Origin of the sequence: Bacteroides mediterraneensis (assembly GCF_025993685.1) — a bacterium.
Taxonomy (GTDB): Bacteria; Bacteroidota; Bacteroidia; order Bacteroidales; family Bacteroidaceae; genus Phocaeicola; species Phocaeicola mediterraneensis_A.
This window is the reverse complement of sequence record NZ_DAJPEN010000001.1, coordinates 3,599,781-3,614,712: the sequence shown is the minus strand read 5'-3', so window position 1 is coordinate 3,614,712 and position 14,932 is coordinate 3,599,781. Positions and strand designations below refer to the sequence as shown.

Annotated in this window: 13 protein-coding genes; 6 read left to right on the top strand and 7 right to left on the bottom strand. The window is 50.1% G+C overall.

The genetic code is table 11. The features are described from left to right. Window positions 1-9: 9 nt before the first annotated feature. The 3 genes from OIM59_RS15410 to OIM59_RS15400 are packed head-to-tail and all read left to right on the top strand — an operon-like array spanning window position 10 to window position 3,897. The gene (locus tag OIM59_RS15410; protein WP_299167740.1) at window positions 10-1,044 is read left to right on the top strand and encodes a PKD domain-containing protein; all 1,035 of its coding nucleotides are present in this window, start codon (window positions 10-12) and stop codon (window positions 1,042-1,044) included. A gap of 35 nt (window positions 1,045-1,079) precedes the next feature. Then, complete coding sequence (locus OIM59_RS15405; RefSeq protein WP_303897611.1) at window positions 1,080-2,567, top strand: DUF5074 domain-containing protein; 1,488 nt, start codon at window positions 1,080-1,082, stop codon at window positions 2,565-2,567. A gap of 16 nt (window positions 2,568-2,583) precedes the next feature. Continuing rightward, window positions 2,584-3,897, top strand: coding sequence for a DUF5074 domain-containing protein (locus tag OIM59_RS15400; protein WP_303897609.1), 1,314 nt, complete (start codon window positions 2,584-2,586; stop codon window positions 3,895-3,897). A gap of 68 nt (window positions 3,898-3,965) precedes the next feature. Here the strand turns inward: OIM59_RS15400 and OIM59_RS15395 are convergent, their stop codons facing one another. Further along, window positions 3,966-4,925 carry a LysR substrate-binding domain-containing protein gene (locus OIM59_RS15395; protein WP_303897607.1) on the bottom strand — a complete coding sequence of 320 codons (960 nt, stop codon included), beginning with the start codon at window positions 4,923-4,925 and terminating at the stop codon, window positions 3,966-3,968. Between the two features lie 101 nt (window positions 4,926-5,026). Here OIM59_RS15395 and OIM59_RS15390 point away from each other — a divergent pair, with 101 nt between their 5' ends. After that, window positions 5,027-5,266, top strand: a complete 240-nt coding sequence (locus OIM59_RS15390) for a hypothetical protein (RefSeq protein ID WP_299167731.1) — start codon at window positions 5,027-5,029, stop codon at window positions 5,264-5,266. 42 nt (window positions 5,267-5,308) lie between these two features. Next, the gene (gene trxA / locus OIM59_RS15385) at window positions 5,309-5,674 is read left to right on the top strand and encodes a thioredoxin (RefSeq protein ID WP_299167729.1); all 366 of its coding nucleotides are present in this window, start codon (window positions 5,309-5,311) and stop codon (window positions 5,672-5,674) included. 39 nt (window positions 5,675-5,713) lie between these two features. On the opposite strand, the gene OIM59_RS15380 is transcribed toward trxA, so the two are convergent. The 4 genes from OIM59_RS15380 to priA are packed head-to-tail and all read right to left on the bottom strand — an operon-like array spanning window position 5,714 to window position 10,658. Continuing rightward, window positions 5,714-6,940 carry an anaerobic sulfatase-maturation protein gene (locus OIM59_RS15380; protein ID WP_303897602.1) on the bottom strand — a complete coding sequence of 409 codons (1,227 nt, stop codon included), beginning with the start codon at window positions 6,938-6,940 and terminating at the stop codon, window positions 5,714-5,716. Between the two features lie 30 nt (window positions 6,941-6,970). Then, window positions 6,971-7,471 (bottom strand): low molecular weight protein-tyrosine-phosphatase, encoded by a 501-nt coding sequence (locus tag OIM59_RS15375; protein ID WP_299167725.1) that lies wholly within the window; start codon window positions 7,469-7,471, stop codon window positions 6,971-6,973. Continuing rightward, window positions 7,468-8,184 (bottom strand): phosphatase, encoded by a 717-nt coding sequence (locus OIM59_RS15370; RefSeq protein WP_299167722.1) that lies wholly within the window; start codon window positions 8,182-8,184, stop codon window positions 7,468-7,470. The genes OIM59_RS15375 and OIM59_RS15370 overlap by 4 nt, the downstream gene beginning before the upstream one ends. Before the next feature lie 11 nt (window positions 8,185-8,195). After that, a complete protein-coding gene (priA, locus tag OIM59_RS15365) occupies window positions 8,196-10,658 on the bottom strand; it encodes a primosomal protein N' (protein WP_299167719.1) in 2,463 nt (820 codons plus the stop codon). 90 nt (window positions 10,659-10,748) lie between these two features. On the opposite strand from priA, the gene OIM59_RS15360 reads away from it, so the two are divergent. Then, window positions 10,749-11,732, top strand: a complete 984-nt coding sequence (locus OIM59_RS15360) for a Gfo/Idh/MocA family protein (RefSeq protein ID WP_299167717.1) — start codon at window positions 10,749-10,751, stop codon at window positions 11,730-11,732. An 84-nt stretch (window positions 11,733-11,816) separates the two neighbouring features. Here the strand turns inward: OIM59_RS15360 and OIM59_RS15355 are convergent, their stop codons facing one another. Both OIM59_RS15355 and OIM59_RS15350 read right to left on the bottom strand, forming a co-directional pair. Next, window positions 11,817-12,410 carry a porin family protein gene (locus tag OIM59_RS15355; protein WP_299167715.1) on the bottom strand — a complete coding sequence of 198 codons (594 nt, stop codon included), beginning with the start codon at window positions 12,408-12,410 and terminating at the stop codon, window positions 11,817-11,819. Window positions 12,411-12,524: 114 nt separating this feature from the next. Beyond that, window positions 12,525-14,810: an outer membrane beta-barrel family protein gene (locus OIM59_RS15350; RefSeq protein WP_303897595.1), complete on the bottom strand. Its 2,286-nt coding sequence runs from the start codon at window positions 14,808-14,810 to the stop codon at window positions 12,525-12,527. Between the last annotated feature and the right edge of the window lie 122 nt (window positions 14,811-14,932).

Here is a 14,932-nt window from a genome sequence, read left to right as displayed (position 1 = left end):
AAATAATATATGAAGAAAAAAATCATTTGTCTGGCAGGCCGTCTTCTGTGGATGGTACTGTTATGCGGGGGCCTTTTATCTGCCTGTCGCAGCGAGAAAGAAGACCCGGTGGAAAAAGAGCCGGAAGTGCCGGCTACTCCCTACATTACGAAGGTACTGGAGTTTGTGCCCTGTCCGGGGCAGTTTGTCAATGTGTTGCCGGAATTTAAGGAGGGCGACACGCAGGAAACCATGAACCAGAAAGTGCTGGAACTTATCGGGTACAACAAGCGGGGACTGGTTTCGCTGGGAGGTTTCGGCGGTTATGTGGTGGTCGGTTTCGACCATACCATCGAGAACAAGCCGGACAGCCGGGACTTTCGGGTGTTGGGCAATGCCTTCAACGGCAATTCTTCGGCGGCTACCAGCGGTACGGCGCAAGGAGGAAGTTATGAACCCGGCGTGATTCTGGTGGCCTACGACAAGAATGGCAACGGCAAACCGGATGCCGACGAGTGGTACGAGATTCAGGGCAGCGCCCAGAAAGGAGAGGTGGAACCTTGGTATGCCGAAGCGAAGGCGGTAGGGAACGACCTGCATTGCTATTCCGATTACGAGATTACGTACTATAAGCCGAAAGCGGAGCCGAAGACGCAGGAAGAGGAGGCGCAATACATCCGCTGGACAGATAACAAAGGGGGAGAGGGGTATCTGCCCAAGAACGAATACCATCGCCAACCGTATTTCCCGCAGTGGATTCAGTCGGACAAGCTGACGTTCAAAGGAACCCGTCTGCCGCAGAACGGACTGAACCACGGAACGGAAGAAGCTCCTTATTTCGTGCTGTTCAGTTTTGCCTACGGTTATGCCGACAATGCCGTGAACGATACGGAGGGAGCCTGCATCGACATCGACTGGGCAGTGGATGCCCACGGGAAGGCGGTGCATCTGCCGGGCGTGGATTTCGTGAAAATTTATACCGGAGTGCATCAGGTGAACGGCTGGCTGGGAGAGTGTTCCACGGAAGTGATGGGGGTGGAAGACTTGCATCTGCTGAAAAACTAACCAACTTAACATACATTTTTTAAACCAAAAGTAACATGAAATTAAAGGATTTGTTTAATGTGAAGAACGCCAGTGCCGCACTTTTGCTTGTTGTGGCTTTGCTGGCTGGTAGTTGTAGTAAAGAGAAAGGCATTGGAAATGGGGATAACCCTCCTCCTGCAGGGCAGCCTGTTTCTTTTGAACTGAAAACCAAGCTGGACAGTGTATATCCGGTGATGTTGGCTCCAGACTCGGTGTTCAAACTGGAATATGCGGCAGAGCATGTAAAATCGGTGAGTGTGGCTGATGTGCCTTCAGGTTGGACGGCCGACTTGGATGAGAAAGCGGGTACGGTCATGGTAAAGGCTTCGGCGGAGGCGGTACAGAAAGCGAAAATCACGCTGAAGGCGGTGGGTGAGGACACCAAGGAGGTGACGAAGGCAGTGGAGTTCTATTGCCTGAATTCATTTACCGACCCGAAAGGAATCTTTGTGCTGAATGAAGGAAACATGACGACTGAAAACGGTTCGCTCACTTACATCACGCCCGAAGGTTATGTGATAGGGGATGCATATAAGGCGGTCAACGGTACGGAGCTGGGAAATGTGGCGCAGGATATGGCTTTTTACAACGGTAAGATTTATGTCATTACGCAGAACGGCGACCAGAATCCGGTAGGTACCAAATTCGTGAACGACGGGATGCTGATTGTAATGAATGCCAAGACGTTGAAAAAGGAAATGGCATTGAGCAAGACGGATTTGCCGGGGCTTGACTGGCCCACGCACATTGCCGTGCTGGATGAGGCACATGTGTATCTGCGCGACAATGTGGGCATCTATCGTTTGAATCTTCAGACCAAGGAATTGAAACTGGTGAGTGGAACAGAAAAGGCTCCGAAAAGCCAGTTTGTGGTGATGAACGGAAAGGTTTACACATATAAGACAGGTTTGGTAGGCGGAATTCTGGAAATATCTCCGGAGAGTGACCAGGCCAAGAGCATCCGTTTTCCATTTAAGCTATCCTGCCCCATCAATACGGTGCTGGGTATCAAGGCAGCTGATGACGGAGACCTCTGGCTGATGTCTACGGGAAACGGAAAGAAAGCGATTGGTAAATTTAATCTGGCTTCGAAGGCCATTATCCAGCGTCAGATTAATGTGACTCCTTTTGTTGGCTCATCGGGTGTGGCTTTTGCAGTAAAGGGGAAAGATTTTTATTATGTGGATGGCAAGAATACGACCATTTACCGGATGACATTTGATGACAACAAGGAGTTGGATTCTGCTTCGGGACTGGAGGCAGAAAAACTGCTTTGTGAGCTGAACGATATCGACGACAACGCCGGTCTGCTGTATAACGGTATGGCGGTACATCCTGTGACGGGACATGTGTTTATCAATACCATCAAAGGGTATGCCCAGTTCACTACGAATCAAATCTGGGAGTTTGATTTTGATGCCAGTACGGAAACTCCGGTAGCCAAGTATGAGAACTATACACACTTTCCGGCAGGTTTCTTTTTCGCACCGAATAACAACTGATTAAATGATTGGAAGGATGAAGAAAAGATTTTTTTATATCGTATGGGTGGCTTGCTTGGGAGTAGGTATGCTTGCTGGCTGTGTAAAGGACAAGAATTTGGAACAACCGCCAGCCGAAACACCCTCGGATGGCACGGAAGAAACTCCTTCTGGCTCAGGAGAGTCTTCTGGAGAAACCGTGTATTTGGAAGGATATGCCCGTCCGGACGGAGTTCTGATTTTGAATCAAGGGGCACGTGCCATTGAAAACAGTTCCATTACTTACCTGGCTCCCGATGGTACGGTGGAAGAAGGTGTGTACCGTAAGGTGAACGGGACGGCTTTGGGAAACGAGGTGCAGGATATGTGGATGTACAATGGCAAACTTTATATTCTTAGTGACGGGATGTATGCTCCGAATGGAGAAGAAGGCGACGGAGTGCTGGTTGTGGCAGATGCCGTGACTTTGAAACGTGAGAAAGCTTACAAACTGGATGACCTGAAGTTCAAGCGTCCGGAAGGAAGTAAAGACGAGGATGAGTTAATCAGTTTGTCTATCCCTTTTGAAAATATTGCGGTATTGGATGAAAAAAATATTTTTTTCTCGGAAGGGCAGGGATTCTTTCGCTTTGACAGTACGACTGGCGAAGTGAATGTGGTGGAAGGAGCATTTCATTTCGGAAATCAGGGAAACACTGTTGAAAAGGTTGCCAGTACTCGTGGTATTCTCCAGGTAGGCGATTGTCTGTATTGCGGGGGAGGCGGTTTCTGGGAGTCTACCCGTCTGCTGGAAATCTCAAAAGGAGTGAACAAGGTGAGCCGGGTGTTGCCCGATTTGAAAGGAGAGTTTATCAGTGGACTGTTTCAGACAGGTGAACGGGAAATTGTGTTGGCGACTTGTGGCAGAGGGGGTGAGAAGAAAAGCTATCTTCAGTTTGTCAACCTGGATGAGTGGAAGGTTACCAAGACCAAAAAGATTTCAGAGGATATTTCTGCGGAGTTCTTCAATACTTCCGGGGTTACGCGGGCTGGAGATTACCTGTATTATGCAGCTGGAAGCACTACGGTGAAACGATTGTCATTGAAAACTTGGAAGAGTGAAGCGTTTATCGATGTGCTGAAAGATGCGCCCGACGGGAAGTATTTGAACTGCAACGTGATTGCCGACCCTACTAACCAGTATGTGTATGTGGCGGTATCCAACGTGTATAGGGAGGATGTAAAGCCCGACAAGAACTACCTGCTGGTGTACGATTGCAGCGGAAGTGCTCCTTCGCTGGTGCGGAAGATTGAAAACAAGACAAATTATCCGATAGGGATTTATCCTATGCGGAAATTCTATCACAAATAACACTCTTTTCTTGGTTAGTAACTGCAGGTCTTTGGAGCAATCCGGGGCTTGCAGTTCTTTTTTATTCTCTATTTCGGCTGGGAAGAGTTGGGAGTATGCCGCAACTTGATGGTATGGGCGGCAAGCCGCTTTTCCAGCATGGTCGGGGGAATGAGAATTTTCAAGGTATCCAGTACGGCGTTGACCATCCGTTCGCGGATAAAATCGTCTTTTATCAGGATGGAAATGCGGCGTTGGGCGGGTGGATTGAACTGAAGCGGCAGGATATGGTTTCGTTGCTTCTCTGTAAGCGATTGGAGGTGGAGCTCGGGAATGATGGTGTATCCTCCGTTGCGGTCTACGATTTTGATCAGCGTTTCAATACTGCCGGCCTCGTAGATGTGATTGCCGATGTCTTTGTTCTGGCAGAAGTTCATACCACTGTGGGGCATGCAGTGTCCTTCTTTCAATATCCACATTTGTTCTGGAGGCAAAGTACCGTTGGTAAGGCAATTTTTGGCCTGGTCGCATTGTTCAGAAAGGTAGGCTACAAACTTTTCGGTATAGACTGGTATTTCCAGAATACGAGCGTCCGCTTCTTCCGGGGAGGTGCTGAGGGCCATGTCCAGGTTGCCGTATTTCAGACCTTGCAGTAAGGCTTCTTTTTCTCTTTCGTCGATAAAGAGGCTGACATGGGGATAGGCTTTTCGGAAATGATAGATGAAATCGGGTACGAGGTAGGGGGCAACCGTGGGCAATACACCGATGCGCAGGCTGCCGTTCATACGGTCGGTTTCGTCGGCTACTACCTCTTTGATGCGCTGGGTCTCGTTCAAGGCCATCTGTGCCTGCCGGATAATCTTTTCTCCGATGCGGGTGGGGGAGATATTCTTCCGGTCACGGTTGAAAATCTTGACGTCGAGTTCCTCTTCCAGTTTTTGAATCATTGCGCTGAGGGTGGGCTGTGTCACCCCACAGGCTTCGGCGGCAAGTACGAAGTGGCGGTATTTGTCGAGGGCCACGATGTATTCCATCTGTTGCAAGGTCATGGTTCAATAGATTTTATCAATACAAAGATAGGAAAAATCTGTTGTGCGGTTAGCGGTTTCCTCGTACTTTTGTCTCAGAAACCAAGAAAAAAGTGTTGACAATGAAAAGATTATTTCGCAATTGGGATGTGTTTCGGGTGATACGCCTTCTGGCCGGAGCGGTGTTTGCAGGGTATGGCATCTACGCCTCAGACTCTCTGATGATCATATTGGGCGGGTTGTTGATGCTGATGGCTGTGGTCAACTGGTCCTGCTGTGGGGCAGGAGGATGCGCCTCTTCTACCGGAAACAAGGCTTTGTATAAGGGTTTCGTGAAACCTTATCGGGCAGAGAATAAATAACAGAGATAAATGTCACAGTGTAAAATCTAAAAACAGAAGAATATGAGTGCAGTACATTTGAACAAAGCAGATTTTTTGACGAAAGTAGCCAACTATGAAACAAGTCCGAACGAATGGAAGTTCCTCGGCAGCCGTCCGGCGCTGATTGATTTTTATGCTACTTGGTGTGGCCCTTGCAAGATGCTGGCCCCAGTGCTCGACGAGCTGGCTGATGAATATGCCGGACAAGTGGATATCTATAAGGTGAATGTAGATGAAGAGGAAGAACTGGCAGCCCTGTTCGGTATCCGGAGCGTACCTTCACTGCTGTTTGTGCCGATGACGGGTACTCCGCAGATGGCACAAGGGGCATTGCCGAAGAAGAACCTGAAGGATGCCATTCAGAATGTGTTACTGAAGAACGGGTAATGCAATTTGTCAGGCAGTATATGAAAAAAGGGAGGGCTGTTACAGCTCTCCCTTTTTGATGGCTTCCATGATATTGGCTGGCGGGCGTTCGGCCAGCAGTTCTTTTTTCATATAGTCCATGTAGGGGGCTACGTGTTGGAAGAACTGATGGTATCCCTTGCACAGATAGTTCAGTCCCGGCTCGCCGTCGGCGGTATGGGTGAATCGGTTTTTCGGGCACTCACCGTTGCAGGCAAAAAGGAACTCACATTCCTTGCACTGGCGGGGCAGGGCATCCTGTTTCATCTGTCCGAACTGGAGCTGGCGGTCGCTGTACATCATTTCCACCAGTGTTTTCTCGTTTATGTTGCCCAGTTTGTATTCCGGAAAGACAAAGTGGTCGCAGGAATACACATCACCGTTGAATTCCATGACGCCGGCATGCCCGCAGGTCTTAGCCATGGTGCAGATACCCGGTTGCACACCTACCCAGTTGGCCAGGGTAGAGTCAAACAGCTGGATGAAGAATTTGCCTACGTCTTCACGTACCCATTCATCGAACAGGGTACAGAGGAAGTTTCCCCATTGTTCCGGTGATACGGAAAAGTCGGCCAGCTTCTCTCCTTCTTGCAGCGGACTGGCCAGGTGGCGTCCGTCGGCATGGGGACTGATACGTTCCACAATCGGAGTAAACTGAATGTAGCGGCAGTCAATCTCCTTGAAGAAATGATAGAAATCCAGCGGATAGTCGGCATTGAAGTCGTTGACTACAGCTAGGGCATTCCATTCCACACCATGATTTTTCAGCAGCTGGATGCCCTGCATTACTTTGGTAAACGACGGGCGTCCCTGCCGGTTCTTGCGGTATTCGTCGTGGAACTCCTGTGGACCGTCAATCGATACGCCTACCAGCCAGTTGTGCTTCCGGAAAAACTCGCACCATTCATCGTTCAGCAACGTACCGTTGGTCTGTATGCAGTTGTCGATGGTGTGTCCGCCGGCATACTTCTGTTGCAGTTCCATCACCCGTTTGTAGAAACTGAGCGGGCGCATCAGCGTTTCTCCTCCGTGCCAGGTAAAGAGTACCTGCGGCATGGTCTGGGAGCCGATGTATTCACGGATGAACTTTTCCAGCAGTTCGTCGCTCATCACGTGTTTGGAGATGTCTTTATACAAGTTCGCTTTTTCCAGGTAGTAACAATAGTCGCATGCCAGGTTGCAGACCGCTCCGACGGGTTTGGTCATCACATACAGCGGGCGGGCAAAAGGCGCAATGGTTTGATTCATGGTATTTTTTGTTTAGGTAAGTGATTCAAGTTATTTTTCAGCGGTTTCTTTGTCTTCAGGAGTCTTCATTAAACGCTCCAGCAATCCTTGGCAGGCATCTTCCAGAATATCGAGCACATTTTCAAAACCCTGTGCCCCTCCGTAGTAAGGGTCGGGTACATGGTCGATGACCTTGGTACGGCAGAACTCCGTCATACGATGGATTTTCTGTTCGCTTTCCACATCGGGTGCTTTCTCGCGGAGGGCATCGATGTTGCGGTCGTCCATTCCCAGAATCCAATCGAAGCGATAGAAATCTTCCGTACGGACCGGGCGTGAACGGTGCGTCAGCTCATAGCCTCTGCGGATGGCATGTGCCCGCATGCGTGCATCCGGCAATTCTCCTTCGTGAAAGCCGATGATGCCTGCGGAATCAATCTCAAACTCTTTTTCTTTTCCTGCACGGCGTACCAAGGTACGCATGATTTCTTCGGCAGAAGAGGAACGGCAGATGTTGCCGAGACAGACAAAAAGTATACGTTGTTTTTTCATTTGTCGAGGTGTAAATACTGTTTAAAACGGGCCACATCGGTGTTCAGGATGAGGCTTTCCGGAAATTCTGTTTCCTTGACCAGTTCCAGGGCATGGTCGTAGGTGGCGATGTCGAACGAGATGTGGGCGTCACTTCCCAGGATGACCGGCACCTCGTATTGCTTGCAGAGACGGAGTATCTCCAGGTTGTTGGGACGTGCCTCCACTTTTTTGCGGCAGGGCTTCAGGGAGCTGTTGTTGATTTCCAGCAGCGTGTGATTTGCCTTGGCTGCCTGTACAATCGGTTCGAAAATCAGTTTGGCGGTTCCGTCACCCGGATGGCTGATGATGTGCGTGTACGGATTTTCAATGGCCTTGATCATGCCGTGGGTATTCTCTTCGGGAGTGCCCGGTGTGTAGCATAAAGAGTGAATCCCCGCAATCCGTAGGTCCAGCAGGTTCATGTGAAACTCGTCCAAGTCGAGGGTACCTTCTGTATCGAGGATGTTGATTTCCGCCCCGAGCAGGAGTTCGATGCCGTACATCCGACGCGGCACCACGTGCAGGTTGCGGAAGTAAATCAGGTGGCAGCTTCCGGGGATGCCCGGTGTATGTTCCGTGATGCCGAGCAACTTCAGTCCCTTGTCGGCGGCTGCCCGTGCCATTTCCTGCAGGCTGCTGAATGCATGTCCGCTGGCGATGGTGTGTGTATGTACATCTAATTCTATGTTCATTGTGATATCGTTTAGGTAGGGTCTACATCATAATATACCATGAGCGAACGGAAACGCTCGTCTTCAATTAGGCTCCGTTGCACCTGGTTCAGGTAACGGCGCACTTTGCTCAGCGAGGCTTCCTGTTCTATTTTGATGACAATTTTCCGGATGAAAAGCGATTGTATCCGGGCCACTGGTGGTTTGTCCGGTCCCAGTATCCGTTCGCCCATGCCTTGGCGCAGACGGGCGGCCATGAGGTCGGCTGCCTGCGTCAGAATGTCTTCTTTGCGGTGCTTCAGGTACACATAAATCAGACGGTAGAAAGGAGGATATTTGAACAGTCTCCGTTCTTCCATCTGCTCTTGGTACAACCGGGCATAGTCGTTGGCCATAATCTGATGGATGAGTGGGTTTTCAGGCGATTTGGTCTGGAGCACTACCAATCCTTGCTTGTTTTTCCGTCCGGCCCGTCCGGCCACCTGCGCCATGAGCTGGAAGGCTCGTTCGTACGACCGGAAGTCGGGATAGTTCATCATCGAGTCAGCATTCAGGATACCCACCACACTCACCCGGTCGAAGTCCAGACCTTTGGAAATCATCTGTGTGCCAATCAGAATATCTGTCTTTCCTTCTTCAAAGTCGCTGATGATGCGTTCGTAGGCTGTGCGGGTACGGGTGGTATCCAGGTCCATCCGGGCTACCCGGGCCTCCGGGAAAATCTGTTTGATGTCGTCTTCAATTTTTTCCGTGCCGAAGCCCCGGTTCACCAGTTCCACTCCGCCACAAGCCGGACAAGCCGTGGGTACGGCGTAGGTATAGCCGCAATAGTGGCATGTCAGTTGGTGGAGTACCTTGTGGTAGGTCAGGCTCACGTCACAGTTCTTGCAACGGGGAACCCATCCGCAGGTGCGACATTCAATCATCGGCGCGAAGCCCCGTCGGTTCTGGAACAGGATGACCTGCTCCTTCTGCTCCAAGGCCTCCCGTATCTTTTGCAACAGCAGGGGAGAGAACTGTGCCGTCATCCGTTTCTTCCGGGCCAGTTCCTTGATGTCTACCAGTTCGATGTGTGGCAACTGAATTTGCTGGTGACGTTCCGTCAGTTCCACCAGCCCGTATTTTCCGTTTCGGGCATGAAAATAGCTTTCCAAACTGGGGGTAGCTGTACCCAGCAACGTCTTGGCGCCGTACATGGAAGCCAGCATGATGGCCGCGTTCCGTGCATGATACCGCGGTGCTGGGTCTTGCTGTTTGTAACTTGTTTCATGTTCCTCGTCTACGATGACCAGGCCCAGTCGACGGAATGGCAGGAATACGGACGAACGGACCCCCAATATCACGTCGTAATCTTGCTCGGTGAGTTGTTTCTGCCAGATTTCCACTCGTTCCGCGTCGGGAAACTTGGAATGATACACTCCCAGCCGGGCTCCAAACACCCTTCGCAACCGTTCGGTAATCTGGGTGGTGAGGGCAATTTCCGGAAGGAGGTAGAGTACCTGCTTGCCGGCTTTCAGCACTTCCTCTATCAGGTGGATATAGATTTCGGTCTTGCCACTGGCTGTGACTCCATGCAGCAGACAGACATTCTTGGTCTGAAAACAAGTCAGAACATCATAAAAGGCTCGTTGCTGGGCGGGGCTGAGGGTATGTACGGGGGACGTTTCGGTTTCTCCACCAGTCAGTCGGCCGATTTCGTACAGATAAGTCTCCAGTATTTGTTTGTTTACCAGTTCCTTGAAAACGGACTGGGTTTGTCCGGATGCTTCCAGCAATTGCTTCTTGCTGACTTCCCGGATATTTTGCTTTTCGGCATTCCATCCCGACAGCTCCAGGTATTTCATCAGGATGGCCTGCTGTTTGGGAGCCCGTGCCAACAAATCAAACTGGATGTGCAGGCGATGTTCGTTTTGCAGGGCTTCTGTCAGGCGGACCCGTACTTCCGTGCGTGGTTTGTAGCTCCGCTTGATTTCTTCTTTGATGCAGATGGCTTCTTTCTCCAGCAGCGATTTGATGACGGGCAACAGATTCTTCATCCCACTGCTCTTCTCCAGTTGCGTGACACATTGTTCCGGGTCGGCACTGAGCAAGTCCAGAATACGTTGCTCCCGCGGAGGAAGTGGTTCCGAAGCCACAAAGTCCGGATTGTATTCCACCAGTGTTTCGCTTTCCAGTTTCATGCCCGAAGGCAGAGCTGCCTTGTACACATCGCCCAGCGTACAGAGATAATAGTCGGCCAGCCATTTCCAGAACGAAAACTGACGTCCCAACAAGACGGGGCGCGAATCGAGTATCTCCGAGATATCCTTCGTCTCGTATGCCTCGGGAGCTGTTTCGTGTACCTTTGTTACGATGGCTGTATAGAACTTCTTCGGTCCGAAGGGCACAATGACCCGACAGCCCGGCTGTATATTCTCTTCCAGGTTTTCCGGAAGGGAGTAAGTATATTGGCTGGCAATGGGCAGCGGAACGATGACATCTACGAACTTTTTCATACTGCAAAGGTATAAAAAGCCCCTCACATAGCTGGTTCCCATCTGAAACTTTTATAGTTTTGTGCCATGGTTTTTAATATTTAATGGAAGATGAAAATTTATAATATCGGAATTATCGGGTGTGGCGGTATTGCCGCAAAAATGGCGGCCACCCTTGGTGGAATGAAGGGAGTGAAACGGTATGCCGTGGCTTCGCGTACGTTGGAGAAGGCACAGGCTTTTGCCGACAAGTGGGAGTTCTCAAAGGCTTACGGAAGTTATGAAGAACTGGCCTCCGATCCGGAAGTAGACCTGATTTACATCGCGACCCCTCATGCCATGCATTACGATAATGCCCGTATGTGTATCGAAAAAGGCAAGCCTGTGTTGTGTGAAAAGGCTTTCACCGCCAATGCCCGTCAGGCTGCCGAACTGCTGAAACTGGCCGAGGATAAGAAGGTATTTTTGACTGAGGCCATCTGGACCCGCTACATGCCTCTTTCACTGAAGATTCGGGAACTGCTGGAAGAAGGAGTTATCGGTACGCCTTATACGCTTTCGGCTAATTTGGGGTATGTGATTGATCGGAAAGAACGTATTCTGCGTCCGGAGCTGGCGGGAGGTGCGTTGTTGGACTTGGGAGTGTATCTGCTCAACTTTGCCGCCATGTATTTCGGTAAGGAAGTGGCTTCCGTATATTCTGTTTGTCAGAAAACCAATACGGGGGTTGATGCACAGGAAAGCATCACTCTGTTGTTCCAAGATGGAAAGATGGCGGCTTTGCAGGCCACGATTCACGCTGCGACCGACCGTATGGGAGTCATCTCGGGCGACAAAGGTCATCTGATTGTGGAGAATATCAACAACCCACAGTCGGTTCGAATTTTGGATACCAACTATCAGACTGTAGCTGTGTACGAAGCTCCGCAGCAGATTACAGGTTATGAATATCAGGTATATGCTTCTTTGGAAGCCATCGAAAAAGGTTGGCTGGAATCTCCCTATATGCCGCATGCAGAGACGCTTCGCCTCATGCAGCAGATGGATGCACTTCGCAAAGAGTGGGGAGTGACATATCCTTGTGATAACGAATAAGGGTGTGTATTCACAAAATAAAACCTCCTTTAAAGCGGTTCTGAACAGGCTTTAAAGGAGGTTTTAAAATATATACTTGGCGACTTAGAAAAGGTAGGCTACTGAAACCTGCCAAGTGTTTTGCTTGAAACCGATAGTGGTGAGATCGCCTAAATCTTCCATGTGTATCTTTCCATTGTCTTTCAAGGCAAAATTATAGTTGGCACCTACCTGCAGGTGGCTGAGCAGTTTTAATCCTGCACCTACATTGAAACTGGTAGTGTTTTTCTTGAATTCGCAGATGTTTTGGATGCTGCTAAACCAACGGTCACCCACGTTGAATCCGAATTGCGGACCTACTGCTATGTATGCTCCTACCAGGCTGCTGAATCCGATGTTCCATTTCAGGTTAATCGGGATTTCAATACTTTTTTTAGTGGATGTACCTTCTTCTGAATCCACGCCGAACTGGTTGTACAATACAGAACCGTCGATGCCCAGTCCTAAAACTGGCAATGTAAATTCTGCAGTCGGACCTACAAAAAATCCCGCTCTGTTATCTTTGCTGACTATATCCTTGGAAAGATGCAGCTTGGAAACATTCAGGCCTGCTTTTACACCAAAATTTATCTGGGCTTGCGCCGGAATGGCAAGAGCCAGACAGGCCATCACCATCAGTGTCGATAATAACTTTTTCATAATTTTCTTCGTTTAGAGTTTACAAAGTTAAACATAAATCGGAAATAAAAAATAGAATGATAGAAGAAAAGTCGGTTTTGCTTCTGAATATTTATGGTGAGACAAGAGACTGTTTTAGTTTCCGAACCGGGAGGTATCCACTTTCTTTACTTCTTTCTTCTTGTATCCGCCAAAACGATAGCTGAACGAAAGGGTGATGCTCTGCAGGTAGCTTTTCGTGTTCATGTCGAGATACTGTGCCCCGTTCCGGACTCTGGTTTTGGGATTCATCGTGTTGAAAATGTCGCTGCCTTTCAGTTGGAGCATAGCCCTGTCTTTGGCAAACGTATAGCGCAGGGCTGCATCCACGAAGGCTACCGGTTGGATGTAGTAACTTCCCTGTATGGACTTGGTTTGTCCGAAAGCGGTGACTTCCATTTTCAGGTTGGGTTGGCGGCAGAGCTGGAAGGTATGTGTCCAGTGCCCTACTCCCACCCATTGTTGTTGGTTGAAAGGCGCATCATAGTATGTGCTGGCCTTGTCGTGCTTTAAGCTTGCCTGCAGGGTGAGGCGGCTGTCCCACCAGTTGCCCACCTTGAAAGGAAGGATGGCAGTAAAAGCGAGCTCCTGACTGTAATCCCAGTTTTGCCAGTTGTAGATGGCTTTCAGACGGTCGGAATCCAGGTAGACGGTCTGCATGAAATAGTCGGGTGTATAGCTGTAGCTTACCTGAAAGATGTACTTGCTTTTCAGAATGTAGGTCAGGTCGGCATCATATTCAGTGTAAGGGCGGAGGAAGGGATTCCCTACACTCTCGTTGTAGCCGTTCAGATAGCTGGTGGCTCCGCTCAGTGTCCAGTAGTCGGGGTAGGTCTTGTCGGAACTGAAGGACAGCTGGAAAATGTGGGAGGCAGACGGCATGTAATTCAACTGGAGAGTGGGGTAGACGGCCCATTTCCGGTAGTTCTGCATTTGATAGTATTCCAGTGCGGCAGAAGCACTCAGCGTCCATTGGGAGTTGAACGGCTTGTCGAATCCAGCGTAGACGTTGTAGGTATATTCACGGATGCGGTTGTACAGGTTCTGTCCCTGCATTTCCGGCAAGTCATAGTCTTGTATGTTCCGATTGTACACGTAGGAAAAGGAAGTCCCGTAGTTCAGCGTCCAGTCGTGCGGCAGTGAATGGCTTTGGTCGGCATAGATTTTCCAGCGGTCGATGTGCTGGTCGGAACGGCTGACGAAACGGGTTTCCACTTCTTCCGGGCTTCGGTCGAAGAAATTCTGGGTATCGGTTGAGGTGAAATTGGTATAGTCGGCACCGGCCCGGAAACCGAATCCGGAGGTGTAGTTCAAGGCGGCGTTGTGCATCTGATGGTGTGTGCGGGAATCATTGAACGATTCGGAGATGCTGCCGCTGGAATGGCTGTGGTGCTGACTGTTAGGGCTGAACTGGGTGGTGTACGACAATTCGAGGGAGTTGTCGGCATCGAACTTGTAGGTTCCTCCGGCCCGTAGAGTATGTGCCAGGCTGCGTCCCGTATGTTCGGTCACCTGGTTCACGTCGTACATCTGTCCTTTCACCGTATGATGAGCGAGGAAGTCGATGTAACCGCGGGTGTAGCTGCTTTGAAGGTTGTACATGAAATCCAGGTCGACTTTGGGAGAAGTATAGGCCAGTGTGACCCCTCCGTTACCCCCGGCTTCTTTCTGCTGTTTGTATTCACCGCGGATTTCTCCTTGTAATCCTCCTTCCCCGGGCTTGTATCCTTTCAGTACGAGGTTGATGGCGGCCCCGCGTACGTGGTACTGTGGAGGAGCGCTGTACATCACTTCCGCTTTTTCCACGCGCGAGGCCGGCATACCTTTTAAGAGTGTGATGAGTTGTTCGTAGGTCATGGACGAGGGACGGCCGTTCAGCAGCAGACTGACGCCGCCTGCTCCGGCCAGGGTGAGTACGTCGTTCTGTTCAATCACGCCCGGAAGCTGTTTGAGGGCTTCGTAAGCATTGGTGACCAACCGCTGGGAAATCAGCTGCGGCATGTCGTAGCTCAGACGGCTGCCTTCCACAGTGACCAGCGGGCGTTCGCCTTTTACCACGACCTCCTGAAGGGCGTAGTCTTTCGGCTGCAACACAAACGTACCGGCATCTCTTCCACTTCCCTCTTTTTCCAGGGCTTCATACAGCAGGTGCTGGAAGAGCAGGCGGTAGCGTGTCGGCTGGTGATTCAGCAGAAAGGTGCCGTCGGTATTCGTGATGGTGGCTTCTACAAATACTGAATCGAGTGTCTGGAGTACGACCGTAGCCCCGTCAATGGGCTGATTGGACGGGTCGGTGACTTTTCCTGTAATAGTTTGTGCGGTGGCTGTGCCGAGCATCGTACCGAGCAGTAACAAGATGCTCACTAAAAAATACTTTTTCATATCGTTCGTGTCTTTATCTTTCATTATCTTTGACACTGCAAAACTAAAAAGCCCGTTTCGCTTTTTGGGTTAAGGCAAGGTTAACGCTACGTTAATGGCTTTCGTTTACGTGAAGAATATAC

What these genes read in the sequence shown, in the direction of transcription:
- OIM59_RS15410 (WP_299167740.1), top strand. Translation starts at nt 10, where the DNA reads ATGAAGAAAAAAATCATTTGTCTGGCAGGCCGTCTTCTGTGGATGGTA.
- OIM59_RS15405 (WP_303897611.1), top strand. Translation starts at nt 1,080, where the DNA reads ATGAAATTAAAGGATTTGTTTAATGTGAAGAACGCCAGTGCCGCACTT.
- OIM59_RS15400 (WP_303897609.1), top strand. Translation starts at nt 2,584, where the DNA reads ATGAAGAAAAGATTTTTTTATATCGTATGGGTGGCTTGCTTGGGAGTA.
- OIM59_RS15395 (WP_303897607.1), bottom strand. Translation starts at nt 4,925, where the DNA reads ATGACCTTGCAACAGATGGAATACATCGTGGCCCTCGACAAATACCGC.
- OIM59_RS15390 (WP_299167731.1), top strand. Translation starts at nt 5,027, where the DNA reads ATGAAAAGATTATTTCGCAATTGGGATGTGTTTCGGGTGATACGCCTT.
- trxA (WP_299167729.1), top strand. Translation starts at nt 5,309, where the DNA reads ATGAGTGCAGTACATTTGAACAAAGCAGATTTTTTGACGAAAGTAGCC.
- OIM59_RS15380 (WP_303897602.1), bottom strand. Translation starts at nt 6,940, where the DNA reads ATGAATCAAACCATTGCGCCTTTTGCCCGCCCGCTGTATGTGATGACC.
- OIM59_RS15375 (WP_299167725.1), bottom strand. Translation starts at nt 7,471, where the DNA reads ATGAAAAAACAACGTATACTTTTTGTCTGTCTCGGCAACATCTGCCGT.
- OIM59_RS15370 (WP_299167722.1), bottom strand. Translation starts at nt 8,184, where the DNA reads ATGAACATAGAATTAGATGTACATACACACACCATCGCCAGCGGACAT.
- priA (WP_299167719.1), bottom strand. Translation starts at nt 10,658, where the DNA reads ATGAAAAAGTTCGTAGATGTCATCGTTCCGCTGCCCATTGCCAGCCAA.
- OIM59_RS15360 (WP_299167717.1), top strand. Translation starts at nt 10,749, where the DNA reads ATGAAAATTTATAATATCGGAATTATCGGGTGTGGCGGTATTGCCGCA.
- OIM59_RS15355 (WP_299167715.1), bottom strand. Translation starts at nt 12,410, where the DNA reads ATGAAAAAGTTATTATCGACACTGATGGTGATGGCCTGTCTGGCTCTT.
- OIM59_RS15350 (WP_303897595.1), bottom strand. Translation starts at nt 14,810, where the DNA reads ATGAAAAAGTATTTTTTAGTGAGCATCTTGTTACTGCTCGGTACGATG.